Source organism: Dactylosporangium sucinum, from assembly GCF_014647515.1.
GTDB lineage: Bacteria > Actinomycetota > Actinomycetes > Mycobacteriales > Micromonosporaceae > Dactylosporangium > Dactylosporangium sucinum.
Map to the genome: position 1 here is coordinate 139,932 of NZ_BMPI01000020.1, position 25,656 is coordinate 165,587.

Sequence of the window (25,656 nt, forward strand, 5' to 3'; positions counted from 1 at the left end):
GTTCACCAATGACATTTGCGGAGCGGTCAAGCGATACGGCCTGTGCAGTAAGCTGCAAAAAAGGTGTTCAGGAGGTTCGAGGTCGCGTCACTGCACGACACGTGCTACCTCGCCGGTTGCCGGGTTCCCGTCGGTGACCTCCACGCGTGGTGACGTGACGCGGGAGGGGGCGGCCGCTCATGCGGGCACGCCTGCTGTCGCTGTTGTTGCGCGCTGAGCCACCGCCGTTCTCAGTCGGGCTCCTGATCGCCGCAGCGCTGATCGGGTTCGAGACGCTTGCCCTGTACCCACTGCACGGCGTCGCACATGAGGACGCCCGGGGGGAGGTCTACCTCGTCGGTGTCCTGGTCGTCTCGACCGTGTGGGGAGCCACGCTCGGCGTGCTGACGTCGCTGGCCAGTGCTGTCGCATACAACTACTTCCACGTCCTGCCCTTCGGCCGATTCGACTTCTCCACCGGTCAGGGCGTCCAGGACCTGACGATCTTCGTGCTCGCCGCGCTGCTGGTCAGCGGCCTCGCGGACCTCGCCCGCAAACACGCCGTCGAGACGTCCGAACGCCGGCGGGAGGCCGACGTGAGCGCCGAGCTGGCCCGGCTGCTCCTCGGCGCCGCTGACCTGCGCCCAGCCTTGGAAGCGGCCGCACGCAGCGTCGCACAGGCGCTCAGGCTGTCCTCGGCCGCGATCGTCCTCGGCACGGCGGCCGAGGACGCTCACCGGGCCGCGTTCCCGCTGCGTTCCGGGACCACCGTTCTCGGTACCTTGACGGTCCCGGCCGACCTGCCCGAACCCACCGTGCGGCGGCTGCGGCAGTGGCTGGTCCCCACGCTGGAATCGCTGCTCGCTGCCGCGCGTGAGCGTGAGACGAGCCGCGAGCGGATCATGCTGCTCGCCGAACAGCAGACCGCGTTGCGACGGGTGGCGACACTCGTCGCGCAGGGCGCCGCACCGGCCGACGTGTTCGCCGCGGTGACCGAGGAACTTGGCCGGGTTCTCGGCCCCTACCCCACGGCGCTGTACCGCTATGAGGCAGACAACACCGCGACCAGAGTCGCCGGCCGCGGTGCGCTGAACCTGCGCCAAGAGTCGTTCCCGGTCCGGGAGGACAGCCTCCTCGGCATGGTGCTGCAGGCCCGCGGCGCGGCCCGGCTGCGCTCCTACGAACACGCCGCCGGTCCCAACGCCGAGAGCGCCCGCAACGCGGGCATCCGCTCGGCCGTTGGTGTCCCGATCCTGGTCGAGGGCGGCGTCTGGGGCGTGGCCGTCGTCGCGTGCACCACCTCGGATCCGCTGCCGGCGGACACCGAGACGCGCATGAACGACTTCACCGAACTTGTCGCGACCGCGATCGCCAATGCCGAGAGTCACGCCGAACTCACCACGTCCCGTGCCCGCATCGTCGCCGCCGGCGACGATGCCCGCCGCCGCATCGAGCGGAATCTGCACGACGGCGCACAGCAACGTCTCATCGCGCTGGGTCTCCAGCTGCGTACGATCGAGGCGTCGCTGCCCGCCGACCCCGACCAGGCCGAGCACGAACTGTCCCAGGCGATGAACAACCTGACCGGCGTCGTCCAGGACCTGCAGGAGATCTCGCGTGGCATCCACCCGGCAACCCTGTCCAAGGGCGGGCTCGGCCCGGCCGTCAAGGCCCTTGCGCGCCGCAGCTCGACGCCGGTCGACCTCAAGCTAGCCATAGACCGACGGCTGCCGGAGCCGGTCGAGGTCGGCGCATACTACGTGGTGTCGGAGGCGTTGACGAACATCGCCAAGCACGCCCGGGCGCATTCGGTGCGCATCGACATCGCGGCGGACGAGACGTGCCTGCGGATCGCGATCCGCGACGACGGCGTCGGCGGAGCCAACATCGATCGCGGCTCGGGCCTCATCGGCCTCCAGGACCGTATCGCAACGCTCGAGGGCCACATGGACATCGTGAGCCCCGCCGGGCACGGCACCGGGCTGCTGGTCGACATCCCGATCAACGCGGCCCCGATCAATGTCGCCTGAACGGAGTGCCGGTTCGCGTTGGCTGAAATCCGTTGGCATGTGGCATTCACGCCACTTTCTCGCGCGCCGGCGGGCGCCTACCTTCGAGCACCGTGACAAAAGTGCTGTTGAGCCTGCATGTCCTGGCCGCGATCATCGCCATCGGGCCGGTCACGGTGGCGGCGAGCATGTTTCCGGCCGCCGTGCGTCGCGGCGACGCCGATGCACTGCGCCTCCTGCACCGGATCAGCACGGTGTACGCCGTGATCGGCGTGGCAGTACCCATCTTCGGCCTGGCAACGGCGAGCAGTCTCGGGGTGCTCGGCGACGCATGGCTGCTGACCTCGATCGCACTGACGATCGCGGCGGCCGGACTGCTGGGCCTGGTCATCCTGCCCCGCCAGCACGGCCTGCTGGCACGGGCGTCCAGCGGCGCCGCATCGCCACCCGGCGATCGATCAGCGGCACGCCTCGGCATGATCACCGGCGTCTTCAACCTGCTGTGGGCGGTCGTGGTCGTCTTGATGATCGTTCGTCCAGGCTCCACCACGGGGGTGTAGCGTGCCCCTCACGCTCTTGCGCATTGCTGCGGTCGTCGAGCTCGTCAGCCTCGCCGTGCTCCTGACGAACCTGGCGACCGTCCACGTCCCGGCGGTGGCTTCCCTCTTCGGCCCGATCCACGGCTGCTCCTATCTTCTCGTGATCGGCACCGCGTTGCATCTCACTCGGTCGAGGTCCACGACGTTGCTCGCTGCCATCCCGATTTTGGGCGGATTGCTCGCGCTGCGGCGCGTGCGGCGTCAGGCGCCCGTCGGATGACGCCGGGTGCCGTCGTGACTGCCGGGACCGGCGGGATCGGTCGCATCACCATCTGACCTGTCTGACCTCACCGACTCGGCGCCGAACGGCCGGGAGCCGGCGAACACGACAGGACGGATCGGCCTTCGCCGGCGACGTCAACCGGCCGTCGTCGCCCTCGTCTCGGCCAGGGCCCGGTTCAGCACGACCAGCAGCGCGTCGCGGACGGAACGCGTATCGCGCGCATCAAACGTGATCACCGGAGTGTCGTTGCTGACGGCGAGCGCCCACCGCACGTCGTCCAACCCGTGCGACAACTGCCCGTCGAACAGGTTCACCGCCACGACGAACGGGATGCCTGCCTGCTCGAAATAGTCCACGGACGGGTAACAGTCGTCCATTCGACGGGTATCCACGATCACCAGCGCACCGAGCGCGCCGGACACCAGGTCGTTCCACATGAAGCCGAACCGGTCCTGCCCTGGAGTACCGAACAGGTACAACTTGATCTCTTCGTCGATGGTGATGCAGCCGAAGTCCAGCGCGACCGTCGTGGTCACCTTCTGCGGTACGTGACCGATGCGGTCGATCGCGGCGGCCACCTCGGTCATCGCCGCCTCGGTGGTCAGCACCGGTATCTCGGAGATTGCGGACACCGCCGTGGTCTTGCCGACCCCGAAGCCACCGGCGATGACCATCTTCACGGGCAACGGCGGTCGTCGGCCGGCACGGGGAGTGCCGTCCTGCCGCTCGGGAAGCCCGCGCCCTCCGGGCATGTCAGTGGATGGCTTGAAGTCCACGTATGACCCTCTCAATGATGGCGGCGTTGCGGTGCAGTCCGCTGTCCGGGCGGCGGGAGGCCAGGTGTCCGCACGCGATCAGATCGCCGACGAGCACCCGGGCCACTCCGAGGTGCAGGCCGAGGCGGGCGGCGACCTCCGCGACCGCCAGCGGCGCACGGCACAGGAGGAGGATCTCGCGCTGTTCGTACCGGTAGCGGTCCAGCGCATCCTCACCCACGGTTGTCGTCAGCACCTGAGCCTCGATCTCCAGCCCGGTGTCGGGTCGCGCCCGTCCGCCGGTGAGCAGGTATGGACGGACCGCCGAGGTGGTGGGCCGGAGCGGATCCGGACGCGGCGGAGGCTGCGCCGGCGGACCGGCCGACGAGCCGCCGAGAAACGGCCGTACCAGTGGCACCGACCGGTCGGAAGCCGATCCGTCATGGTCGTCCATCGTCAGTACCCGACTGTGCTCTTCAACTCCTCGATGAGGCCCGGCGTGAGTACCGCGCCGGCACGGTTGGCGAACATGGCCATCTCGTACGCGAGTTGGCCGAGGTTCGCCGACTTGGCCGCGAGCACACTCAGCGCCGCGCCCACGCTGATTGCGCTGACCAACAGGTATCCGCGATCAAGATCGATGATCACCTTGTTCGGGGAGCCAAGGTCATACACTTGCGCGGCCCCGATGGACAAGCTGATGATCGCCGAGGTGATCGCCGCCAGCCGGTCGGCATCGGCCCGCTCCAGCGAGTTGGTCATCGCGATGAGCAGCCCGTCCGACGAGACCGCGATCGCATCGGACACGAGCGGCGTGTTGGCGGCGAACTGGTTGATCAGCCAGTTGAACTGCTGTGCGTCCGCACTGATGTGCTGGATTGGTACGGTCATCGCTGCCTCTTCCCGTTGTGCGGATCGTGTGTGTTGAGGCTGTTCGTGGCTCGGGCGAGTCCTTCGACAAAACCGTCCAGGGCGGCCCGCTCGGCCTCCGGATCTCGATGCGGCCCGCTCGGCCTCATGTTCGCCGGAGCCCTGCTGGAGGTGGTCGCCGACGGGTTGGGCCGCGCCGAGGCGAAGAGGTGCGCACCTGGGGTACGTCGGGTGAGACCGTGCGGGCCTTTCTGCGGGTCGACTGCCGGCCCGGCCTCCGTGGGTCGTGGTTCGGTGGCGCGGGGTTCCTGGCTGACCGCGGCCACCCCCCGGATCGGTGGGTGCGGGGCCACCTGCGGCAAGACGGGTGGCGCAAGGTGTTGACCGTCGACCGCGGCCCGTTCGGTGCCTTGCATGAATGCGGTCAACTGGGCGGCTTCGGCTTCCGCGTCGCGCAACCCAGCCGGCGCGGGGTTCGCCGGTCGCGTCTCGAAGGCGGTCATGTACAGGCCCGGGGTACGCCGGGTGAGACCATTGCGGGAGCGGTCATGGTCCGCACCGTTGACCGCTGCCGGCGCCGTCAGCGGTGCCGTGGGACGGTCGGAGACGGCTGGCGCCGGTGCGGCCGCAGCCGGGTGGCCGTTGAGTCTTCCCGAGCCGTCGAACCAGGAGAATGCGCTTCCCGCCGGTGTCGGCCGGGTCGGTCCGGGCAGCAGTGCGGCCACCGGGGCGACCGCCGGAGCGGCCGCTACGTGCGCGGGCGGCTGGCGTGGGACAGCGTACATGCGCGACGGGATCAGGACCGTGGCAGTGACACCCTGTCCTGGGGTCGGGTCCAGCCGCACGGTCAGTCCGTGCCGGCGGGCCAGCCGGCCCACCACGAAGAGCCCAAGCACTTCGGTGGGTGCCACGTCCAGCCGCGGCCGTTCCACGATCCGGCGGTTCTCCTCCTGCATCCGCGCCAAGGGCATGCCGATGCCGTAGTCCGCGACGGTGATCCGGCAACCGTCACCGAGCTCGGCGCTGACTTCGACGAACGCTCCGGGCGGCGAGAATGCTGTCGCGTTCTCCAGCAGCTCCGCGAGCAACAGTCGTAGGTCGGCGACGAGATCCGCGGCGATCACGATGTCGCAGACCCGGCCCAGCCGTACCGCCCGGAACCCCTCGATCTCCCCGGCTGCGGCTCGGATCACCGTGACCAGCGGAGTCGGTACGACCAACTCCTCATCACGGTTCCCGGAGACCACCAGGAGCGAGTCGGCGCTGCGCCGCAACCGCGTGGTCAGGTGGTCAAGCCGGTACAGCTTCTCCAGGAGCATCGCGTCCTGTTCATTGCGTTCCATGTCGTCGATCAGGCTGAGCTGCCGGGTCACCAGACTCTGCGTGCGCCGAGCGATGTTGGCGAACATGATGGCGACGTTGCGCTGCGTGCTGACCTGCCGTTCCAGGAGCAACGCGGCGGTCGCCTGGACCCGGTTGATGGCGGCGGCCAGTTCACCGATCTCGTCCTGGCCGCGGACGTTGACCGCGGCCAGGCGAGTCGGCCGGGGCACCGACTCGTCGGCGTCGTCCACCCTCACCAGCTCGGCGCTCGCGATGTCGGCGACGGCGCCGGCGGCGCGGGACAGCCGGCGCAGCGGCGACGCGATCGATCGACTCACTCGTATCGACAGACTGATGACGAGGGCGAGCACCAGGACGGCGCCGGACCCGACACCCAGCGCCGCGGAGCGGCCGTTCCTTTCCCGTACGTCCGCCGCGCTGGCGATGTCCGACGCGATCCGGTCCTCGACGATCTGGCGCAGCCGCCCGTATGCGTTGGCTACGCCGAGTGCGGTCGGCACGTCCTCGGCGACATCCGCGATGCCCGTGCTGCTGAGCCGGGCGGTGATGCCGGCGACACGTTGCCCGGACGGTCCCTGCTCCACGATGTCGAGCAGCGCCGACTGCTGGCCGGTGGCCAGTTGCCGGAACCGGTCGCGCTGCTGCCGCTCGGCTGTCAGGGCCGCCGCGAGCAAGGGAGCGCCGGTGCCGCGGTCGGCGGCGGCGATCACCAGGCCGGCGGCGACGTCGCTGGCGACATGGTTGGTGCGGAGCAACGCGTCGAGCGTGAAGAGCTGGCGCAGCCCGACCGCGTCGACACCGTCGCGGGCCGCCAGGTGCAGCGCGTCCAGCAGCGCCTGGATGGCGTCTCGGTAGGCGTGGTACACAGTGACGGTGCTGGCGGTGCCGGACAGCACCTGCTGGCGCTGCTGGTCCAGCTCGCCGACCCGGTCCAGGGCCTGGCCGATGTCCGGCTCCGGCCCGTCGGCGCGCATGCGTGCCACGGCGTCGTCAACCAGTTGCTGCTGGATGACGACCGCGGACCGGTCCGTCGACGGCAGCACCAGATACGCCAGCGCAATCGCGCGCTCCTGCTGCAGGTCCTGCACCAGACCACCGACTTCACGAGCGAGCCGGGCGAGGTGTGCGGTCACCGCCGCGGCGCGTGCATCGTCGACCCGCTCGACCGTGAACGGGATGATGGTGCACACCACGGCGAACAGCGGCAGGAACAGCAGCAGGTTCAGCTTCTGGCGGACCCCGAGGTCATTCAGCACCGTCGCGCTCCCGCCGCCGTGCCTGCACCCCTCGGCCCACGTGCACAAGTTCCTCGGCACCGAGCAGGTCGCGGGCATCGATCATGCTGATCTGCGGCTGCTCCGGCGCTGCCTCGACCTCGTCGCTGCCCTCGGTTCCCTCGTCGGTCGCGCGGGAGCGCCGATCGGGAGCGAGCAGCCACAGCAGCACGACGGCACCGGCAAGCACGCCGGCCGCGCCGGCGATGACCAGCCGCTGTTGGCTGACCAGGCCGGCCTGGCGATCCGCGAGCAGCCCGTCGAGCTGATCCCAGATGGCGGCGACGAGCGTCACGGCCGTGTGGTTGACCCGGGCCGCGGCATCCTCCAGCCCGGCTCCCGTCACAGGCCCGCTGAGCTGTCGCACCAGGGCGGGCGGGGTCAACGCGTCGACCGCGTTCTGGAACGCGTCCTGCTCGCCGGTGATGTCGGTACCCAATGCCGAGCGCTCGGTGTTCAGCACGCTCTTCTTCAGCCCGGTGCTGATCTGGGCGGCGGCCACCGCCACCTCGTAACGGGCGACGGCAACGGCCGCCGCCCGCTCGCTCGCGGTGTCCGCGCCGAGCGGCAGGGCGACGAGATCGGCGACGCGAGCCGCGTTGAACATCACCGTGGGCAGCCGCATCAGCCCGACGTCCATCAGATAGTACGCGTCCAACTCCGGATCGAGGATGAGGTTGGACGCGTCGCCGACCTGCACCGTCAGCTCGATGGCGAGGCTCACCACGTCACCGAAGTCCCGATGGGCGCTCTGGCCGGTGCCCGGCTCGTCGATCAGCGTGGCGATCCGTTGCTGCACTTCGGACCAGCGGACAGTGGCACCCAGCGCGGCACCGTGCGCGGCGTCGGCGCCCGCCACGCCGGCCACCGCCGTGCGCAGCCCGCCGGTGTCGATCGGCTGGCCCCGCACGGCGGCGGACTCGGCTGCGGTCAGCGCCCCGATCAGGGCCGTCAGCGGCCGAAGGTAGGCGACACCGGCCCGTTCCGCGGTGACGAAGCCGCGCTGCCGGGACAGCTCGGACCACGAGCCGACCAGGCCGATCCCGAGCAGAGTACCTATCACCGTCACGGCGAGGACCGCCGCGACGGCCCGCAGTTTCGGGCGAGTCGACAGTGTGCTCATCGGGCGGTTCCCTCCTGGGCTGGCACAACCGGCTTACTGGGTCTTCACCGCGGCGGGGACCGGGTGCGCGTCGGGGGTGACGGCCGGTCTGTCCCGATCGGCCAGGTCGTATGCGGCCTCCCCGTGCTCGGACAGGTCAAGACCGGTGGCCTCGGCCCGGCCGCTGACCCGGTTGCCGAGCAGGCGATTCAGCACGCCGCTGATGAGCAGCGTCAGCACGAGTGAGTACGCGATGACCGCCACCACCGGGACCACCTGGCGGGTCAACTGGTGGTACCCGCCGCCGTAGAACAGCCCGGTGGCGCCCGCCGCGTTGACCGACTTGGTCGCGAAGAGCCCGACGCAAACCGCGCCGATGACCCCTCCGCCCAGGTGCACGGCGGCGACGTCGAGCGAGTCGTCCACCCGGAACCACACCTTCAACCCGACCAGCAGGTGGCACACCAGACCGGCGAGCGTCCCGATCGCGAGCGCACCGATCGGGGCGACGTAGCCGGCCGCCGGGGTGATCGCGACCAGGCCGGCCACCACCCCGGAAGCGGCACCCAGGCTCGTCGCCTTGCCGTACCGGGCCCGCTCGGTGACGCTCCACGCCATCAGCGCGGCCGAGGCAGCGACCATCGTGTTCACGGTGGCCGTGCCGGCGAGCTGGTTGGCGCCGTACGCGGAGCCTCCGTTGAACCCGAGCCAGCCGAACCACAACAGGGCCAGGCCGGTCATCACCATCGGCAGGTTGTGCGGGCGGGCCGAGTTGGCCGGCCAGCCGCGGCGCCGGCCCAGCACGATCGCCATGGCGAGCGCGGCGGCACCGGCGTTCGCGTGCACGACGGTGCCGCCTGCGAAGTCGAGCGCTCCCCACCTCGCGGCCCACCCCTCCGGGGCGAACACCCAGTGTGCGATCGGCGCGTACACCAGCACCGACCACAAGGCGATGAACGCGCAGAACGGCCCGAACCGCCAACGTTCAGCGGTGCTGCCGGTGATCAGCGCCGGGGTGACGGCGGCGAACATCAGCTGGTAGAGCGCGAACACCATGACGGGCACGTGTGGTGCGGCGCCCACCTCGCCGGTCGGGTTGCTCAGGCCCAGCCAGCGCAGGTCGCCGAGGAACTCGTTGCCGGGAGCGAAGGCGATCGTGAAGCCGACGGTGACCCAGGTGATGGTCACGATGGCCAACGTGGCGAAGCTCTGCATGATGATGCCGAGGACGTTGTTACGCCGGACCATGCCGCCGTAGAAGAAGGCGACACCGGGCGTCATGAGTAACACCAATGCTGCGCTGGCCAGCACCCACGCGGTGGCGCCGGGGTCGGTGGCACCGGGCATCTGCTACCTCCTTCTCTCACCGTCCTGCGCTGCTACGTAGCGCCGGCGCAAAGAGTTCACCCAACAGCCGCCAAATCCTCCGTCGGGCCTACCCGGTGTGGCGGATCGGCTGATCGGAGTCGCCCACTTCATCCCAGAGCAGACTGGCCAACGAGAGAGACCCGGGCCTGCCGGTGGGGCGCCAGCCGCGGCCGGGGCGCCAGACCCGCTTGATCCGGACCGAGGCGTAGGAGCGTCGCGGCAGGACCAGTCGCACCCCGCTGGCGTGCAGGTCATCGGCGATGGAGCGCAATCGCGGCAGCGCACCCAATCGTGCGACGGTGGCCGTGATGTCGATGGCCCATCCCCAGCCGATGTGCAGTTCCACGAGATGGTGGCCGGGCCGGGCCTGCGGGCGCTGTTCGTGCACCACGAGCCAGTCCGGCACACGATGGGGCGAGGGATCGGGAATCAGCGCGTACACGGTGGCCGCACCGAACATCCGCCGGCTGGGCCAGTAGACAACCTCGTTGGGCAGGCCGGCAACGCCGTGCCGGGCGTCGATCGGGTAACTGGTGAGCGGCTGACCGGCCGACCCGTCGAGCAGCGACTCCGGACGCAGCCGCCCTTGCGCATCCACTCGATAGGCATCGACGATCCGGGTGTCGGACAGCCACGCCACCGGCAGCAGATAGGTGCCCGGCGCCGCGAGCAGATAGTGCAGCTCAGCGGGGCCTCGGTGGCCGGTCGAGGAGCCGTCTATCGCGGTACCGGCCCCGACCCGGACCCGCAACACGCTGCCGTCGCGCGTCTCACCGGCCAGGTCCGCCCCGTCAAGCCGGCCGGTCAGGAACAACCATGGACCCGGTACACCCTCCACAATGGAGCGTCCGGCGGGCCAGCGGGACGCGACGTAGAGCTCGAATGCCTCGGCGTTGACCCGTGGTTGGTCCGTGAGCCAGTGCAGCCGGTGCGGCACCCCGTGCCGCCCGGCGGTCACCAGGGAAGGGGACTGCTCCGCCCCGGGCCGGGCCTGCCGCCAGGCGGCCGGCGCCTCGGTCCGGGCCAGCCATGCCTCGGCCTCGGCCAGCTGGTCCGCCAGGGCGGCGCGCAGGTCGGCGGCGCGGTCGAGTTCGGCCCGCAGTCCCGAATCGGCGTCCGTACCAGCCGGGTGGGCGAACTGGTCGTCCTTGACGCGCGCCGCGAGGCTGGCGAGCGCGTCGTCGCACCGCCCCCAGGCGCTGAGCAGACCTTCGCGCGCCGTCCCCGCCGTCGGCAAACCACCTACTCCGCCGAGCTCTGCCAGGACCCGCCGGCAGCCGGCGATCAGGTCCGGATACCCGTCGTGGAGCTCGTGCAGTGCGGACCGTAGTCCGGAGCCGGCTGGCGGCTGCTCGACCGCGGCGGGCGTGGGCAGCGCCGGCTCTGCGGGGCCGGCGGCGCTGACTGGAGACCACGGCACGGCCGGCATCGGTCTTGGCTCACCGTACCCGGCGATGAGCTGATCGAGCAGGTCGAGCAGGTCGGCGGTGTAGGACAACCAGTGATCCAGCGTTGCCGCAGCCGCCGGGTCGCGTCCTTCGGCCACGACCGCCCACTGCCGGGCCAGTGCCCGCTCCGCCGCGAGGTACGCGGTGTACCCGGCAGCCAGCGGCGCGAGGCCGCGCAGCAAATGGTGATCGGCGGCGGGCAACACGGACATCGCGCGGACGACGGCCCGTCGCAGATGACGCTCGCCCTGGTGCAGCAGGCGCAACCGGGCAAGCAGGGTGGCCCGGTCCAGCTGACCGACCGCCGGCAAAGATACCTCCGCTGCCTGGATCTCCTGCCGCAGTCGAATTCGGGCATCCGCCAGCTCCGCGACGATCCCCATTCCACGATCGGACAGCTCGGCCGCTTGTCCCGGCTCGCCGGACCCGGTCGCAAGACGGAGCAGACCGCCGGTCTCGGGGTCGTACCGGGTGCTGGCGAGCGCCTGACGAAACTCGGTCCACGCGTCGATCAGACCGATCGCGTCGTCCGGATGGATCGTGGACAGGGCCGCGCGGTACCGGCGCTGCATCCGCGGCACCTGAAGGAACAGCTCCAGGAGTACGCCCGCCAGCCGACCGGCTGGGTCGGCGGGCTCGGCCTTGCTGTCGGGCACCGGTCGCGCCACGCTCTCCGCCGCAGGTTGCGCGGCCCGCCTCGTAGGGCGCTGCCCGGACATGCGGTTCAGCGGTGTCGTGCCGGACCGCCCGCCACGTCGCAAGTGATGTCCCACCTCTGCGGCCCTCCCGGCGGTACGTCTGGATCTCCTCTCACCTATCTACGTATTGCGACGGCCGGCGGGTCAGGCAGTTTTTCTGTGTCCGAAGAGTCGGGCGTCGCGACACAGCGGGCGCCGGGAGCCCGACGTCGTGCAGACGGCAAGCGAACACGGATACCGCCCTCCCTCGAGGCCCGCGGCGACCTCGGCGGCGGTGCGTTTCCGAACGAACGCTAACGCCCGGAACGCTCTATTCGTCCAATTGCAGCGACCCTCGATGCTTGTGTTGTGCGTCGCACGAGGTGGTAATCGGCCTACGTGATGTAGGGCGACTTGGTCCGGGCATCCCGCAATGCGTGGGCCCACCAGGACAGGTGATCCAGCGTGGCGGTGACCGTGGTGTTGCAGTCCGCCGTGGCCTTGGGCCATGTGCCGTCAGGGGCAAACATTTCCCAGTATCTGGGGAGGCTGATGGCGTCGCGGATGGCGACGGCATGCAGCTCGGCGAAGATCTGACGTAGCTGGTCGATGGCGTGCAGGCCGCCGGACTCCCTACCGTAGGCGACGAAGGTGACGGGTTTGGCGTGCCATTCCTCGTAGTACCAGTCGATGGCCGTCTTGAGCGGAGCGGGGAAGCTCCGGTTGTACTCAGGGGTGACGACTGCGAAGGCGTCCGCAGCGGAGAGCCGGGGCGCCAAGGCCCGCACCTGCGGGGGGACGGGTTCATTCTCATCCGTCAGCGTCGACGGCAGGTCGGTCTCGGCCAGGTCGATCAGGTCGACGTCGAGGTTGCCGTGCCGGCGGGCCTTGGCCACCAGCCATCTGGCGATGATGGGCCCGAACCGGCCATTGCGAGTGCTGCCGACGATGACCGCCAGTCGCAGCCGGTCGTTCTCCGACACGTCCTACCTCCGTCTCGGTCGTTCCCCCGTTCGACGTGACCCACTGTGTCGCAGGCCGTTTACGGCTTCTTGCTCGTCGGCTTACGGCGCGGCTCACCCACCGCGTGCGTGCACATGACCCGGCCGACACCCGGCTATCGTGGCCGTCATGCGCTTTGGAGTGCTCGGCCCGTTGACGGTGTGGACGACCGGCGGCACACCGGTTGGGGTGCCCGGGCTGAAGGTCCGCACCCTGCTGGCCGACCTTCTCGTGCACGAGGGCCGGCCGGTGCCCGCTGACCGGCTCGTCGACGATCTGTGGGGCGACAACCCGCCCGGCAACCCCGCGGGCGCCTTGGCGGCGAAGGTCTCGCAGCTGCGCCGGGCGCTGGAGGACGCCGAGCCGGGCGGCCGGGAACTGGTCCTGCACCATCCCGCCGGTTACCTGTTGAACGGTGACACCGACGCCGACCGGTTCCACTCCCTGGTCGCCGAGGCCGGCCAGGCCGGCGAGCCTCGGGCCAAAGCCGCCCTGCTGTCTGCCGCCCTGGCGGCATGGCGAGGCCCGGCGTTCGCCGACTTCGCCGACGAGCCGTTCACCCGATCCGCCATCGCCAAACTGACGCAGCAACGGCTCACGGCTGAAGAGGATCTGGCCGAGGCGCGGCTGTCACTGGGCGAGCACGCCCTGCTGGCCGGCGAGCTCGGCGCCCTGCTGACCGAGCATCCGCTCCGGGAGCGCTTGCGTGCCGCTCACATGCGCGCCCTGTACCGCTCCGGACGGCAGAGCGAGGCCCTTGCCAGCTACGAGGAGCTGCGCGGTCTGCTCGCCGACGAACTGGGCTTGGATCCGGGTGCCGAGCTGGTCGCCCTGCACCGAGCGATCCTGACGCAGGACGCGGCGCTGGCACCGCCGTCCGCACCGGGTCCGTCGGTGACACAGCCCGCCTCGAACCTGCCCACGCCACTCACCGAGTTGATCGGCCGGGACGACGCGGTCGCCGGGATCCGCGCTCGACTGGAGACCGACCGCCTGGTGACGCTCACCGGTCCAGGCGGGGTGGGCAAGACCCGGCTGGCATTGGAGACTGCCCGGCAGTTGGCCTCCCGTCCACCCGGCGCCGATGGAAGTCCGTTCCCCGACGGCGTGTGGTTGGTCGAGCTGGCGGCCCTGGACCGACCGGCCGACCGGGACGTGATGCACCGGGTGGCAGAGGCGATCATGTCAGTGCTCGACATCCGGGACACCAGCCCGGCTGAGCCGGTAGCCTCGGTGGACCGGCTGGCCGAGGCTCTGCAACACCGGCGTCTTCTGCTGGTGCTGGACAACTGCGAACACATTGTCGAATCGGTTGCCGAGTTGGCGGAGCTACTGCTCCACACTGCTGCGGGCCTGCGGCTGCTGGCAACCAGCCAGGAGCCGCTCGCCCTCGCCGGCGAGGTGGTCTGGAGCGTTGCGCCGCTCGAGGTGCCCGATCGCGCCGCCGGCCTCGCTGAATTGGAACGGATCGACTCAGTACGGCTGTTCATGGCGAGGGCGACTGCCGCGGCTCGTGGATTCGTCCTCGACGCCGACACCGCCCCGGCGGTCGCCGTGCTGTGTCGGCGGCTCGACGGCATCCCGCTGGCCCTCGAGCTGGCGGCGACCAAGGTCCGGGCGCTGGGCGTGCAGGGCCTGGTCAACCGACTCGACGACCGGTTCCGGCTGTTGTCCGTCGGCTATCGGGGCGCGCCACCGCGGCAGCAGACCCTGTTGGCGATGATCGACTGGAGCTGGGAGCTGTTGACTGGCCCTGAGCGCGTTGTGCTGCGCCGGCTGGCGGTGCACTCCGACGGCTGCACCTTGGAGGCCGCCGAGGCCGTCTGCGCGCAGGACGGCCTGGACGTCGTGGACCTACTGACCCGTCTGGTCGACCGGTCCCTGGTGGTCGTGGTGGAGAACGCCGATGTACCCCGGTATCGTCTGCTGGAATCGGTGGCGGCCTATTGCATCGAGCAGTTGCAGGCAGCAGGCGAGCTCGAACCGCTCCGGCGGCGGCACCAGCACTACTACTCCGACCTGGCCGAGCAGGCTGAGCCGCGCCTGTACGGACCCGACCAGCAGCGGTGGCTGCGCCGCCTCGACGCAGAGGTGATGAATATCCGCGCCGCGCTCAACGCCGCGATCAGGGACGGGGACGCGGAGGGCGCGCTGCACCTGGTCAACGCGATGGCCTGGTACTGGTTCCTGCGTGGCCGCCTGAACGAGGCCCGGCGGTCCTTCGCTGCCGCACTCGCCGTCGAGCCCTCCGGGAACTCCGACGTTCCCGCGTCCCGCGCCGGAGCCGTCGCCACCGTCTCGACCACCGCGCGCCGGGCCAGGGCGCTGGCCTGGGCGACCGGTATCGGGTTCCTCCACGGCGACGTCACAGACCGGGAAGAGCGCCGTAGGACGGCGCTACGACTGTTCGACGACACCAATGACGTGCGCGGGCGTGCCAGAGCACAGTGGTTCCTGGCCTACGCCGGGATCGGCCGCGGCGACCTGACCGTCGCCGAGGACCTGCTGGACCGGGCACTCTCGGACTTCCAAACACTCGATGATCGTTGGGGAACGGCCGCCTCCCTCGCGAGCCGGGCCAAACTTTCGCACATTCGCGGGGATGTCACCGCGATGGAACGTGACGCCAGCCGAAGCGTGGTTCTCTTCCGTGAAGTCGGCGACCGCTGGGGCCAGCTGGAGGCATCCGGCTGGCTCGGCGCCCTCGCCGAGATGACCGGCGACCACGAGCGGGCCGAGCACCTCCACCGCGACGGGCAGCGCATGGCCGAGGAACTCGAGATGTGGACGGAGGTCGCCGGCCGGCTGTCCTGGCTCGGGTGGATCGCGCTGCAACGCGGTGACTACCCGCAGGCGGTGCAGTCCTGCGAGCAGGCCCTGCGGCTGGCCGTCGAACAGGGCCACCAGGAGGCGCAGATCTTCGCCAGGATGGGACTCGCCTTCGCCGCCCGCAGACACGGCTGCCTCGACCTCGCCGAGACACATCTGCGCAGCATACTCAGCCTGGCTCCACGCCAGGAAGCCCAACCTCCGTACCTTCCCCTCATTCTCACGGAGTTCGGCTTCCTCGCCGAGCAGCGCGGCGACGCGACCACCGCCCTCGCCTCCCACCTGGAATCGCTCGACCTCGCCGCCGGGTTCGGCACATCCCGGGACATGCCGATCACCGTCGAGGGACTGGCCGGGGCGCTGGCCCTCGCCGGACACCACCACCGCGCCGCCCAGTTTCTCGGCGCGGCGGACGCGGTCCGCGCATTGAACTCACGGACGCCTGGGCCTTCCGAACGCGCCGACATCGACCGGATCACCACACGGGTCTGTCAGGCCCTGGGCCAGCCTCGTTTCGCCACCGAGTTCCAACGCGGCGGCGGCCTCACCTCCGAAGAACTGCGGACCCTCGCAACCAACTGAACGAGCCCATCGGGACCGTTGCCGGCACGGGGTGAAATCAAGTTTGGGCACATTGGCGGAGCCCCCGGGGCCCCTCGTGGACCGCCGAGTCCGGCGGCAGGTGCTACGACTGAAGCCAGAAGGTGTCGTGGCGGAGGAAGAACTCCATCCTCTCGTCCTCGCTTGCCCCGGCTAGGTCAAGAATTCCCTCGAAGTAGCCCTCCCGTGGCGCGCCGGGTGCGAAGTGCAGCAGCATCGACGCCGGTGCGCCCGACTCGTTGCGGAACGCGTGCACCCCACCCTCGGGGACGTGCACGAAGTCTCCAGGTTCCGTGTCGATCCAGCGCGTGCCGTCATAGATCCGCACCGATCCGGAGAGGATGAAGAACGACTCTGAGATCGATCTGTGGAAGTGCGGGTCCGGGCCGCTCGGCGTCGGGCCCATCTCCCACCGATAGAGGCCGAACTGGCCGTTTGTCGTCGCTCCTGTTGCCAGGTAGTGCACCGTGTTGCCGTTCGGATAGGTCAGCTCGGGACTGCCATCAACTGGCCGGTAGGTGGCACTGATCTGGCCCTCAGCGCCGACATAGCGTCGTTTCGGATAGGTCATGGTTCTATTCCTCTTGTGGCTGTCGGTAGCGTGAGTGACAGGACAGGGCAGAGCCGACCGGACGCGCTGCATCGGAATTTCATGGAACGTTCTCCAGCAACAGCGGTAGCCGGGCCGGCGCCACCTACTCTGCAGTGCGGCCCTTACGGTTCGTTTACGGTCGCCTGATCGTCAGCGTTTGTCGCAGGTGTTGCGGTCTCCGTCTGGCAGTCCGCTGTCGCCAGGCTGAACCTCAGGTGGCGGGCGGCCGGGGTAACGCGAGCAGTGACCGATCGGCGGCTCCGGGCCGGTCCTCATGGGGGTTGGTTTGCCGTCGACCGAGACGTTTACGGCGTCGTGCGCGGTGTGGTCGCGGTGGCGTAAAGCGACCGGAGACAAACCGTAAGCGGTCTGGGGCACTGTAGGGCGAGTCGGACCGGGCGGCGTCGTGAGGGGGATCTGGCATGTCGGAGCACGACCCCGCTGCTGCTGACGGTCATCACCGTCAGCGCCGGGCGGGCCGGCAGCACCGGGGGCACCGGGGGCACCGGCTGTACCGGCACGGCCGGTTCGGGCCGACTGTCGCGGGCTGGCCGTCGGCCTGCCTCGGAGCTGGAGCGGTTCGATCCGGACCGCACCTGACCCAAGGCCACCCCAGCCCGCGACACCATCGTCTCGGCCATGCTGGACCACCTGTCGTGGTGTCCACGCAGTTCGGGATGCCGGGTCGAATCCCCCTCCACCACATAGGCCGGCGGCACGCAGTACGGCACACACCCGATCAGGAGGTACCCATGAGAAAGATCATCGCTTCGACGTACTCCACCCTCGACGGATACATCGACAATCCGCACCTGTGGTCCATGCAGTACACCAGCGAGCAGGTCCAGACCTACGCGCTCAAGCTTCTGCTGAGCAGCGACGCCTTGCTGCTCGGCCGGACCACCTTCGAGGGCATGGCGCAAGCCTGGCCGAACATGGGCGGCAACCCCTACGCCGACCGGGTCAACAGCATCCCCAAGTATGTGGTGTCCTCCACCCTCGACAAGGCCGAGGGATGGAACAACTCTTCGGTCATCCACGGCGACGACCTCGCCACCGAGGTGGCAAAACTCAAGCAGGAACCCGGCAGCAACATCTTGATCTGGGGCTGCGGCCAGCTCACTGATGACCTCGCCGCTCACGGCCTGCTCGACGAGTACCGCATCTGGTTCTACCCCGTCATCAAGGGCAGCGGCGAACCGCTGTTCCGGCCCGAAAGCTCGGTTGCGATCGAGCACCTCGATACCACCACGTTCGAGTCCGGCATCGTCGTCCTCACCTACCGGCCGACGACCGCGACCGCCGGCCAGGAATGACACCGCGAACCACATACCGGGCTCCGTAACGCAGGCTCACGTCCCATGACGAGCCGGACGACACCCCGCTCGTCACGCTGGGCGCGACGCTGTAGGAGCGAACTGGTTGCGGGGTGGCGGGATGCCGGGAACTGGGCGTCCCACCACCCCGCTGGTGTTGCCCGATGAGCACCTCGGTGGCCACGTCGGGCACATCGACCGGCTGCCGGCGGTCGAGTCCGCGCTCCCCGCGGGCGAGCGTCGGCACCGCGTCGATCAGCCATCAGAGGTCGGCCCGTCAACGCGGCGGCCTACGATCTGGTGGTTGCTCACCGCGCCGAGGTGCCAAGGGGTGGCCGCATGTACCTCACCCAGCCGTTGCACAATGCCGTCGAGGATCTGATCGCCGGCCACGCGCCGATGTCCGACGTGCGCCGGGGCGGTGACGACGTGCTGGGCATCTTCTACACCGGCGGCACGACCGGCCGGTCCAAGGGTGTGATGCTCAGTCACGACAACGTGTTCACATCGGCGTGGGGGAGCCTGGCCACCGGGCACTTCACGACGCCCGGGGGCCGGCTGCTGCATGCGGCGCCGATGTTCCACCTGGCCGACTTCGCGATCTGGGTCGCGGGCCTGCTGACCGGCGGTACCCATGTGATCGTCGACGGGTTCACGCCCGGCGGCGTGCTGGCGGCGATCGAGCGGCACGCGGTGACCGACGTCCTGCTCGTGCCGACCATGATCCAGGCGCTGGCCGACTTTCCGGACGCCGGGCGCTACGACACGTCCAGCCTGGTCCGGCTGATCTACGGCGGCTCGCCGATGCCGGCGACGACGCTGGCGGCGGCGCGCACGATGTTCCCCGGGGCGGGTCTGGTGCAGGCGTACGGGATGACCGAACTGTCGCCGGTCGCCACGCTGCTCGGGCCGGCCGAGCACGACGTGCCGCGGCTGGCCGCGTCGGCCGGACGGGCGGCGCCGCATGCCGAGGTCCGCATCGTCGACCGGGCCGGGGACGAGGTTGCGGCAGGGGCCGTCGGCGAGGTCGTGGTGCGCGGCGACCACGTGATGGCGGGCTACTGGCAGCGGCCGGAGGAGACCGCGGCGGCGCTGCGGGGCGGGTGGATGTACACCGGGGACGCCGGCTACCTGGACGAGGACGGGTTCCTGTTCGTCGTCGACCGGATCAAGTACATGATCATCACCGGCGACGAGAACGTCTACTCCGCCGAGGTCGAAAACGTGCTGTCGCAGCATCCGGCGGTGGCGGCGTGCGCGGTCATCGGCCTGCCCGATGCGCAGTGGGGCGAACGGGTGCATGTGCTCGTGGTTCCGGCCGGTGACGCCGGCGTGCGTGCGGAGGACCTGCGCGCGTTCTGCCGCGGCCGACTGGCCGGATTCAAGATCCCGCGGAGCGTGGAGGTCGTGGCGTCGCTGCCCATCTCGCCGGCGGGCAAGGTCGTCAAGCGTCAGCTGCGGCAGGAGCGAGCGCGGTGAGCGATGCCGGCGGGGACCCGCACGACTGGCGCGGGCGCTCCCTGGTCGGTCGTGATCAGGACGTCGCCCTGGTGCGATCGTTCGTCGACGCCGCCGCGGTCCGCGGAGGGTCGCTGGTGATCGTCGGCGACGCCGGGGTCGGCAAGTCGGTCCTGATCGCCGATGCGGCCGGGTACGCCGCGACGATCGGCGCTCAGGTGATCTGGGCCGTCGGGATCGAGCACGACGCCAATGTCAGCTTCTCCGGCCTGTCCCAGGTGCTGTCACCGCTGTTGGACGGACTGGACGGGCTCGACGAGGGGCACCGCTCGGCGCTGCGCGGGGCGTTGGGCCTTTCCACCTCCACCTCGGCCGCCGACCGGATGGCGATCTCCAACGCGGCGCTGCAGCTGCTCATCCGGGCCGCGCAGGACGGCCCGATCCTGCTGGTCGTCGACGACATGCCCTGGCTGGACCCGATCAGCGCCCAGATCCTGGCGTTTCTCGCCCGGCGGGCCAGCGGCCACCGGCTCGGCGTGCTCGCTTCCGCCCGGACCGGCGAACCGACTGCGTTCGACACCAGCCAGCTGCGCACGCACGAGCTCGGGCCGCTGTCGCACGACGCGGCCAGCGCCCTGCTCGACAGCCGCTACCCGGCGCTGCCGCCCCGCCCCCGGCAGCGGCTGCTGGCCGAGGCCCAGGGCAACCCGCTGGCGCTGCTGGAACTGCCGATCGCGCTGGCGTCGCACGGCACCGCGGCGCTGGCGCCCGTGCTGCCGCTGACCGGCCGGCTGCAGCAGGTCTTCGCCGCCCGGATCGCCGCGGTGCCGCGGAGCACCCGGGATGCGCTGCTGCTGGCCGTCCTTGACGGCACCGGCGACCTCGCCGTCCTGGGCGAGCCGCCGAGGGCCGCCGAGGCGTTGGCCCCGGCCGTGCATGTACTGCTGGTCACCGTCGATGTCGCCGCGGCGGTGCTGACCTTCCGCCACCCCCTGATCCGGTCCGCGATTGTCGGTCAGGCGACGGAAGGTGAACGCCGGCGGGCCCATCAACGCCTCGCCGAGCACCACGCCGAGAACCTGCAGCGGCGCGCCTGGCACCTCGCGGAGGCGAGCACCGGCCCGAACGAGACCACCGCCGCGCTGCTGCAGCGGGTCGCCCACATCAACCTCTTCCGCGGCGACGCCGTCCGCGCGATCAGCGAGCTGCTGCGCGCGGCCGACCTGAGCCCGGACGGCACCGACCGCAGTCCCCGGCTGGCCGAAGCGGCGTACCTGGGCGCGATCGTGACCGGCGACCTGCGCGACGTGCCCGCCCTGCTCGATGCGGCCCGCCGCGCCGACCCCGAGCACCACGGGTCGCTGGCCGGTGCCGTGGCCGGCGCCTACCACCTGCTCAACGAGACCGGCGACGTGGACTCCGCCCACCGGCTGCTGACCGGCGCCATCAACGCGGTGGCCGATTCGGCCGACGCCCACAACAAGACTCTCATCGAGGCCCTGTACACGCTGCTGATGGTCTGCTTCTTCGCCGGCCGGGCCGACCTCTGGCCGGACTTCCACGGCGCCGTCGCGAGGCTGAAACCCCGCGTGCCGCGGCTGCTGTCGATCCTGGCCGGCACCTTCAGCGACCCGGCCCGGGGCGCCCTGCCGGTACTCGACCGGCTCGACGCCGCGATCGCGGCGCTGCCCCGGGAGAACAGCCCGGCCCGGATCGTGCGGACCGCGATCGCCGGCAGCTACCTCGACCGGATCGGCCACTGCCGCGAGCCGCTGTGGCGGGCGGTGCGGCACGGGCGCGAAGGCGGCGCCATCACCTCCGCCATCGAGGCCCTGGCGCTGCTGGGCAACGACGCCTACTTCGCCGGCCGCTGGGACGAGGTGCAGACCCTGACCGCCGAGTGCCTCGAGCTGTGCCGGACCCACAACTACCGGCTGCTGCGCTTGCCCGGGCTCTTCCTGCAGGCCCTGGTGGCCGCCGCCCGCGGCGACGACGCCGGCCGTCGGGCGGTCCAGGAGATGACCCGCTGGGCCGCGCCCCGCCGCGTCGGCGTCGTCGCGTGGTACGCGTGGCACGTCCGCACCCTGGCCGCGCTGTCGCAGGGCGAGTTCGACGAGGCGTACCGGTGTGCCACGATGGTCAGCCCGGCCGGCCGGCTCGCCGCGCACACACCGAACGCGCTGTGGCTGATCATGGAGCTGGTCGAGGCGGCCGCCCGCACCGGCCGGCTCGCCGATGCCCGCGCGCATGTGGCCGCGGCCGACGCGGCTCGGATCGGCGACCTGTCGCCACGGCTGGCGCTGACCGCGGCGGGAGCGCGCGCGATGGCCGCCGACGACGCGTCGTTCCCGCCGCTGTTCGATCGGGCGCTGGCGCTGCCCGGCGCCGACCGGTGGCCGTTCGACCTCGCCCGCCTCCGCCTGGCCTACGGCGAACGGCTGCGACGCACCCGGGCCTCGGCCGCGGCCCGGCCGCACCTGCGGGCCGCGGCTGACCTCTTCGACCAGCTCCAGGCCCGCCCGTGGTCGCAGCGGGCCATCGGCGAGCTGCGCGCCGCCGGTGCCCACCACGACCATCCGGCCGCCACCCCGCCGTCGTCGGCGCTGACCCCGCAGCAGGATCAGATCGCGCGGCTGGCTGCCACCGGGCTGACCAACAAGCAGATCGGCGAGCGGCTGTTCCTGTCCGCGCGCACCGTCGGCTACCACCTGCACCAGATCTTCCCCAAGCTGGGCGTCACCTCCCGGGCTGGGCTGCGCGACGCACTCGACGACCGGCCGCACCGCGGACCAGTCATTTGACAGAAGCGGCCGGCGACGGTCCGGCCGTAGCGTCACCAGGTCCTGAACGGGACGAGAACTGGAGATGACGATGAGCCTGGCCGACCACGCCAGCCGGGCGGCCGCCGATCCGGGATGACCGCCACGTTCGCGCTGGTGCTGCGCACCGCGCGCCACGAGTGCGGGCTGACGCTGGAGGAGCTTGCGGAGTCCGCCGGTGTCAGCGTGCGCGCACTCAGCAACATGGAGCGCGGCCGGGCGCTTGGGCCGCAGCGGCGGACGGTCGAGCTGATCGCCGACGCGCTCAAGCTCGACGGGGCACGCCGGGACGAGTTCGTCGCGCTGGCGAAGGCCGGGCGCACCCGTTCGGGGTACCTGACGGCCGCCCCGGGGCTGTGCGAGCTGCCCGGTTCGATCGGGGACTTCACCGGCCGGACCGCCGAACTGGCGTGGATCTCCGGCCTGCTCGACGCGCTGGACGACGGGGCCGACCGGCCGGGCGCGGCGGTGATCTCCGGCGGCGCGGGCGTGGGCAAGACGACCCTCGCCGTTCGCGCCGCGCACCGGCTGCGCGACCGGTTCCCCGAGGGCGTGTACTTCGTCGACGCCCTGGGGATGAGCCGGCGGCCGGTCGCCAGCGCCGAGATCCTGGCGCGGCTGTTGCGGGCGATGGGCGTACGCGACCAGCAGCTGCCGCAGGATCCGGCCGAACGCGCCGGGCGCTACCGGCAGCTGCTGCGGCAACGGCGCGTCCTTGTGACCGTGGACGACGCGGCGTCGGAGTCCCAGGTGCGCCCGCTGCTGCCCGGTGACGGACCCAGCCAGCTGATCGTCACCAGCCGCCGGCTGCTGGCCGGATTGGAGGGCGTACAACGGCTGCACCTGGATCCGTTGCCGCCGGCCGACGCTCAGGACCTGCTGAGCCGAATCCTGGCCGAGCGATTCGACGCGCCGCGCGAGAACGACCTGCAGGAACTGGTCAATCTGCTGGGTGGGCTGCCGCTGGCGGTGCGCATCGTGGGGAACCGGCTGATCTCGCGGCCGGGCTGGAGCGCGGCCGATCTGGTGGCACGGTTGTCGGCCGCGGAGCGGCGGCTCGACCAGCTCAGCGCCGGCGATCTGAAGGTGGCGGCGGCCTTCGAAATGTCGTACGAGCAGCTGCCCGACCCGGTGCGACCCTTGTTCCGCCGGGCGTCGCTGGTGCCCGGCGCGGACTTCAGCGCGGTACTGGCGTCGGTGATCGGCGAGGTGGCGGTGCCCGTCGCCGAGGATCAACTCGACGATCTGGTCGACCTGGGGCTGATGGAGGCCGCGGAGGGCGGCCGGTACCGCTTCCACGACCTGGTCCGCCTCTACGCGAGCCAGCGCCTGGAGGCCGAGGACCCGATCGAGGTCGTGGCGGCCACCCGGCGGCGGATGGTCGCCTGGCTCCTGGACACGCTGACCGCGGCGGGCCGGCGGTTCCAGCCGGGCGGCGCCGACACCGCCGCGTTCGGCTGCGCCGAGGACGCCGAGGCGTGGATCCGCACGGAAGCCGAGCACTGGTTCCAGGCGCTCGGCGCCGCCGCCGTCGCCGGGGACCACCGGGCCGTGGTTCGTGCCGTCAACGCCGCGTACGCCTACTACGAGCGCTGGGTGCACTGGCCCCTCTGGGGTGGCGTGTTCACGCTCGCGCTGGACTCGGCGGTGCAGCTCGGCGACGCCGCGGCGCAGGCCGAGTTCCTGAACCACATCGCCGGCACCCACACGCTGCCGTGGCGGGCGGACGCGCCGGCCGCACTGGACTGTGCGCAACGGGCGCGGACGCTGGCCCGGCAGGCTGGAGACCTCCGGCAGGAGGCGTTCGCCCTGGTGAACACCGCCGCCGCCCACCGCATCCGGCCGCTGCGCGACCTTGAGGCGGCGCTGAGCGCCATCCGGCAGGCGGCGGACCTCTTCGAACGGGTCGGCGACGTCGACGCTCGCCTGCAGACATTGCTGGGCAGCGGCGTCATCGCCCTCGACCTCGGCGACCCCGCGGAGGCGCTGGCCGCCCACCAGCGGGCGCTGGCCATCGCGGAGGACCCAGGCTCCGGCCTGACGACGTTCGCCGTCGAAGCGGTGCTCCCGCACATTCTCGGCCACACCGCCCAGGCCCTGGGCCACCTCGGCCGCCGCGACGAGGCGATACCCATGATGCTCCGCGCGGTCGACCTCTTCGAGCGCCTGCAGGTCACCATGGGCCAGGCGGCCTGGCTGCGGATCCTCGGCGACGAGCTCTACGGCGACGACCACGCGGCCGAGGCGCGCGAGAGCCTGTCGCGAGCGGGCGAGCTGTACGAGACGGTCGGCCAGCACGACCGCGCCGCGTACTGCCGGGCCAAGGCCGACGCCATCTCCAAGGGCGGCGGAACCTAGTTCTGCATACTGTTCCGCCTGGGCCGGCGCGGCCGGCGGGACTTGCATGGAGTGCGAAGCGGCGGGCGTCTCGCCCGCCGCCGGACCCGAGGAGCACTCCATGATTCGCAACGTCGTGCTGGTGCACGGTGGGTTCGTCGACGGATCGGGCTGGCTGGGCGTACACCGGCTGCTGACCGCCGACGGGTTCACCGTCAAGATTGTGCAGAACCCGACGCTGTCGCTGGAGGGCGACGCCGCCGCGACGCGCTTCGTCCTCGACGGGCTCGACGGGCCGGCCGTGCTGGTCGGCCACTCCTACGGCGGGGCGGTCATCAGCGAGGCCGGCACCCACGACGCCGTGGCGGCGCTGGTCTACGTCGCGGCGTTCGCCCCGGACAAGGGCGAGTCCGTCAACACGCTCATCGCCGACCCGCCGCCCGGCGCGCCGGTCCCGCCGATCCTGCCGCCCCGCGACGGGTTCCTGTTCCTCGACCGGGACAAGTTCCACGCCTCGTTCGCCGCCGACCTGCCCGAGGACGAGGCCGCGTTCCTGGCCGACTCCCAGGTGCCGTGGGGTGTCGGCGCGCTCGCCGGCATGGTCACCGAGCCGGCCTGGCGCCACAAGCCCAGCTGGTACCTGGTCGCCACCGCCGACCGCATGATCCCGCCGCCGGCCCAGCGGGCCATGGCCACCCGCGCCGGCGCGGTCACCGCCGAGGCGATCGGCAGCCACGCCATCTACGCCTCCCAGCCCGGCGCGGTCGCCGACCTCATCCGCCAGGCCGCGACCAGCCGTTGACCACCACGACCGTCAGCAGCGTGCTGGTGCACGGCGGTTACGCCGACTCGTCGTGCTGGAACGGGGTCATCCCGAAGCTGCAGCGCGAGGGTTACACCACGATCGCGGGCTCGAACCCGCTGCGGGGCATCCCCACCGACGCCCCCTACATCGGGAGTCTGCTGGACTCCATCAGCGGCCGGTCGTGCTGGTCGCCCACTCCATGGGCGGAACGGTCATCACCAACGCCGCCGCCGGTAAGGCCAACGTCAAG

General features: G+C 71.0%; 18 protein-coding genes and 1 pseudogene. 10 read left to right on the forward strand and 9 right to left on the reverse strand.

Features of this window, described 5'->3' with window-relative positions; all coding sequences use genetic code 11:
- The first annotated feature begins 179 nt into the window (after positions 1 to 179).
- From IEZ31_RS21770 to IEZ31_RS21780, 3 genes are all read left to right on the forward strand, one after another.
- Entirely contained in the window at positions 180 to 2,009 is a 1,830-nt protein-coding gene (locus IEZ31_RS21770) for a DUF4118 domain-containing protein (RefSeq protein ID WP_190251761.1), read from the forward strand.
- A 92-nt stretch (positions 2,010 to 2,101) separates the two neighbouring features.
- Positions 2,102 to 2,548, forward strand: a complete 447-nt coding sequence (locus tag IEZ31_RS21775) for a DUF2269 family protein (RefSeq protein ID WP_190251762.1) — start codon at positions 2,102 to 2,104, stop codon at positions 2,546 to 2,548.
- A 1-nt stretch (position 2,549) separates the two neighbouring features.
- Positions 2,550 to 2,807 carry a DUF3817 domain-containing protein gene (locus IEZ31_RS21780; RefSeq protein ID WP_190251763.1) on the forward strand — a complete coding sequence of 86 codons (258 nt, stop codon included), beginning with the start codon at positions 2,550 to 2,552 and terminating at the stop codon, positions 2,805 to 2,807.
- Between the two features lie 137 nt (positions 2,808 to 2,944).
- On the opposite strand, the gene IEZ31_RS21785 is transcribed toward IEZ31_RS21780, so the two are convergent.
- The 8 genes from IEZ31_RS21785 to IEZ31_RS21820 form a co-directional block, all read right to left on the reverse strand.
- Positions 2,945 to 3,586 carry a GTP-binding protein gene (locus IEZ31_RS21785; protein ID WP_373294656.1) on the reverse strand — a complete coding sequence of 214 codons (642 nt, stop codon included), beginning with the start codon at positions 3,584 to 3,586 and terminating at the stop codon, positions 2,945 to 2,947.
- Positions 3,564 to 4,019: a DUF742 domain-containing protein gene (locus tag IEZ31_RS21790; RefSeq protein ID WP_190251764.1), complete on the reverse strand. Its 456-nt coding sequence runs from the start codon at positions 4,017 to 4,019 to the stop codon at positions 3,564 to 3,566. The genes IEZ31_RS21785 and IEZ31_RS21790 overlap by 23 nt, the downstream gene beginning before the upstream one ends.
- Before the next feature lie 2 nt (positions 4,020 to 4,021).
- Positions 4,022 to 4,456, reverse strand: a complete 435-nt coding sequence (locus IEZ31_RS21795; protein ID WP_190251765.1) for a roadblock/LC7 domain-containing protein — start codon at positions 4,454 to 4,456, stop codon at positions 4,022 to 4,024.
- Complete coding sequence (locus IEZ31_RS21800; RefSeq protein WP_190251766.1) at positions 4,453 to 7,035, reverse strand: sensor histidine kinase; 2,583 nt, start codon at positions 7,033 to 7,035, stop codon at positions 4,453 to 4,455. Before IEZ31_RS21800 ends, IEZ31_RS21795 begins: the two co-directional genes overlap by 4 nt.
- Positions 7,025 to 8,176, reverse strand: coding sequence for a hypothetical protein (locus IEZ31_RS21805; RefSeq protein WP_190251767.1), 1,152 nt, complete (start codon positions 8,174 to 8,176; stop codon positions 7,025 to 7,027). Before IEZ31_RS21805 ends, IEZ31_RS21800 begins: the two co-directional genes overlap by 11 nt.
- Positions 8,177 to 8,209: 33 nt before the next feature.
- The gene (locus IEZ31_RS21810; RefSeq protein WP_190251768.1) at positions 8,210 to 9,502 is read right to left on the reverse strand and encodes an ammonium transporter; all 1,293 of its coding nucleotides are present in this window, start codon (positions 9,500 to 9,502) and stop codon (positions 8,210 to 8,212) included.
- A gap of 88 nt (positions 9,503 to 9,590) precedes the next feature.
- Positions 9,591 to 11,627, reverse strand: a complete 2,037-nt coding sequence (locus tag IEZ31_RS21815; protein WP_190251769.1) for a hypothetical protein — start codon at positions 11,625 to 11,627, stop codon at positions 9,591 to 9,593.
- 416 nt (positions 11,628 to 12,043) lie between these two features.
- On the reverse strand, positions 12,044 to 12,631 hold the full coding sequence (locus IEZ31_RS21820; protein WP_190251770.1) for an NADPH-dependent FMN reductase: 588 nt from the start codon (positions 12,629 to 12,631) through the stop codon (positions 12,044 to 12,046).
- A gap of 148 nt (positions 12,632 to 12,779) precedes the next feature.
- Here IEZ31_RS21820 and IEZ31_RS21825 point away from each other — a divergent pair, with 148 nt between their 5' ends.
- Positions 12,780 to 16,061 (forward strand): AfsR/SARP family transcriptional regulator, encoded by a 3,282-nt coding sequence (locus IEZ31_RS21825; RefSeq protein ID WP_190251789.1) that lies wholly within the window; start codon positions 12,780 to 12,782, stop codon positions 16,059 to 16,061.
- 103 nt (positions 16,062 to 16,164) lie between these two features.
- Here the strand turns inward: IEZ31_RS21825 and IEZ31_RS21830 are convergent, their stop codons facing one another.
- Complete coding sequence (locus IEZ31_RS21830; protein WP_190251771.1) at positions 16,165 to 16,650, reverse strand: cupin domain-containing protein; 486 nt, start codon at positions 16,648 to 16,650, stop codon at positions 16,165 to 16,167.
- A 773-nt stretch (positions 16,651 to 17,423) separates the two neighbouring features.
- On the opposite strand from IEZ31_RS21830, the gene IEZ31_RS21835 reads away from it, so the two are divergent.
- The 6 genes and pseudogenes from IEZ31_RS21835 to IEZ31_RS56705 form a co-directional block, all read left to right on the forward strand.
- Positions 17,424 to 17,987: a dihydrofolate reductase family protein gene (locus IEZ31_RS21835; protein ID WP_190251772.1), complete on the forward strand. Its 564-nt coding sequence runs from the start codon at positions 17,424 to 17,426 to the stop codon at positions 17,985 to 17,987.
- 339 nt (positions 17,988 to 18,326) lie between these two features.
- Entirely contained in the window at positions 18,327 to 19,466 is a 1,140-nt protein-coding gene (locus tag IEZ31_RS21840; protein ID WP_190251773.1) for an AMP-binding protein, read from the forward strand.
- Positions 19,463 to 22,246, forward strand: a complete 2,784-nt coding sequence (locus IEZ31_RS21845; protein ID WP_229835716.1) for a helix-turn-helix transcriptional regulator — start codon at positions 19,463 to 19,465, stop codon at positions 22,244 to 22,246. The genes IEZ31_RS21840 and IEZ31_RS21845 overlap by 4 nt, the downstream gene beginning before the upstream one ends.
- A 114-nt stretch (positions 22,247 to 22,360) precedes the next feature.
- Positions 22,361 to 24,622: a helix-turn-helix domain-containing protein gene (locus tag IEZ31_RS21850; protein ID WP_190251774.1), complete on the forward strand. Its 2,262-nt coding sequence runs from the start codon at positions 22,361 to 22,363 to the stop codon at positions 24,620 to 24,622.
- A 100-nt stretch (positions 24,623 to 24,722) separates the two neighbouring features.
- Positions 24,723 to 25,403, forward strand: a complete 681-nt coding sequence (locus IEZ31_RS21855; protein WP_190251775.1) for an alpha/beta fold hydrolase — start codon at positions 24,723 to 24,725, stop codon at positions 25,401 to 25,403.
- Positions 25,400 to 25,656 (forward strand): annotated as a pseudogene (locus IEZ31_RS56705) (hypothetical protein); the annotation flags it as partial. The gene IEZ31_RS21855 and the pseudogene IEZ31_RS56705, both read left to right, overlap by 4 nt.

Bases quoted from the DNA above. Each gene is read 5' to 3' on its own strand.
- IEZ31_RS21790 (WP_190251764.1), bottom strand. From the start codon at position 4,019: ATGGACGACCATGACGGATCGGCTTCCGACCGGTCGGTGCCACTGGTA.
- IEZ31_RS21805 (WP_190251767.1), bottom strand. From the start codon at position 8,176: ATGAGCACACTGTCGACTCGCCCGAAACTGCGGGCCGTCGCGGCGGTC.
- IEZ31_RS21795 (WP_190251765.1), bottom strand. From the start codon at position 4,456: ATGACCGTACCAATCCAGCACATCAGTGCGGACGCACAGCAGTTCAAC.
- IEZ31_RS21850 (WP_190251774.1), top strand. From the start codon at position 22,361: ATGACCGCCACGTTCGCGCTGGTGCTGCGCACCGCGCGCCACGAGTGC.
- IEZ31_RS21840 (WP_190251773.1), top strand. From the start codon at position 18,327: ATGTACCTCACCCAGCCGTTGCACAATGCCGTCGAGGATCTGATCGCC.
- IEZ31_RS21770 (WP_190251761.1), top strand. From the start codon at position 180: ATGCGGGCACGCCTGCTGTCGCTGTTGTTGCGCGCTGAGCCACCGCCG.
- IEZ31_RS21810 (WP_190251768.1), bottom strand. From the start codon at position 9,502: ATGCCCGGTGCCACCGACCCCGGCGCCACCGCGTGGGTGCTGGCCAGC.
- IEZ31_RS21835 (WP_190251772.1), top strand. From the start codon at position 17,424: ATGAGAAAGATCATCGCTTCGACGTACTCCACCCTCGACGGATACATC.
- IEZ31_RS21825 (WP_190251789.1), top strand. From the start codon at position 12,780: ATGCGCTTTGGAGTGCTCGGCCCGTTGACGGTGTGGACGACCGGCGGC.
- IEZ31_RS21855 (WP_190251775.1), top strand. From the start codon at position 24,723: ATGATTCGCAACGTCGTGCTGGTGCACGGTGGGTTCGTCGACGGATCG.
- IEZ31_RS21830 (WP_190251771.1), bottom strand. From the start codon at position 16,650: ATGACCTATCCGAAACGACGCTATGTCGGCGCTGAGGGCCAGATCAGT.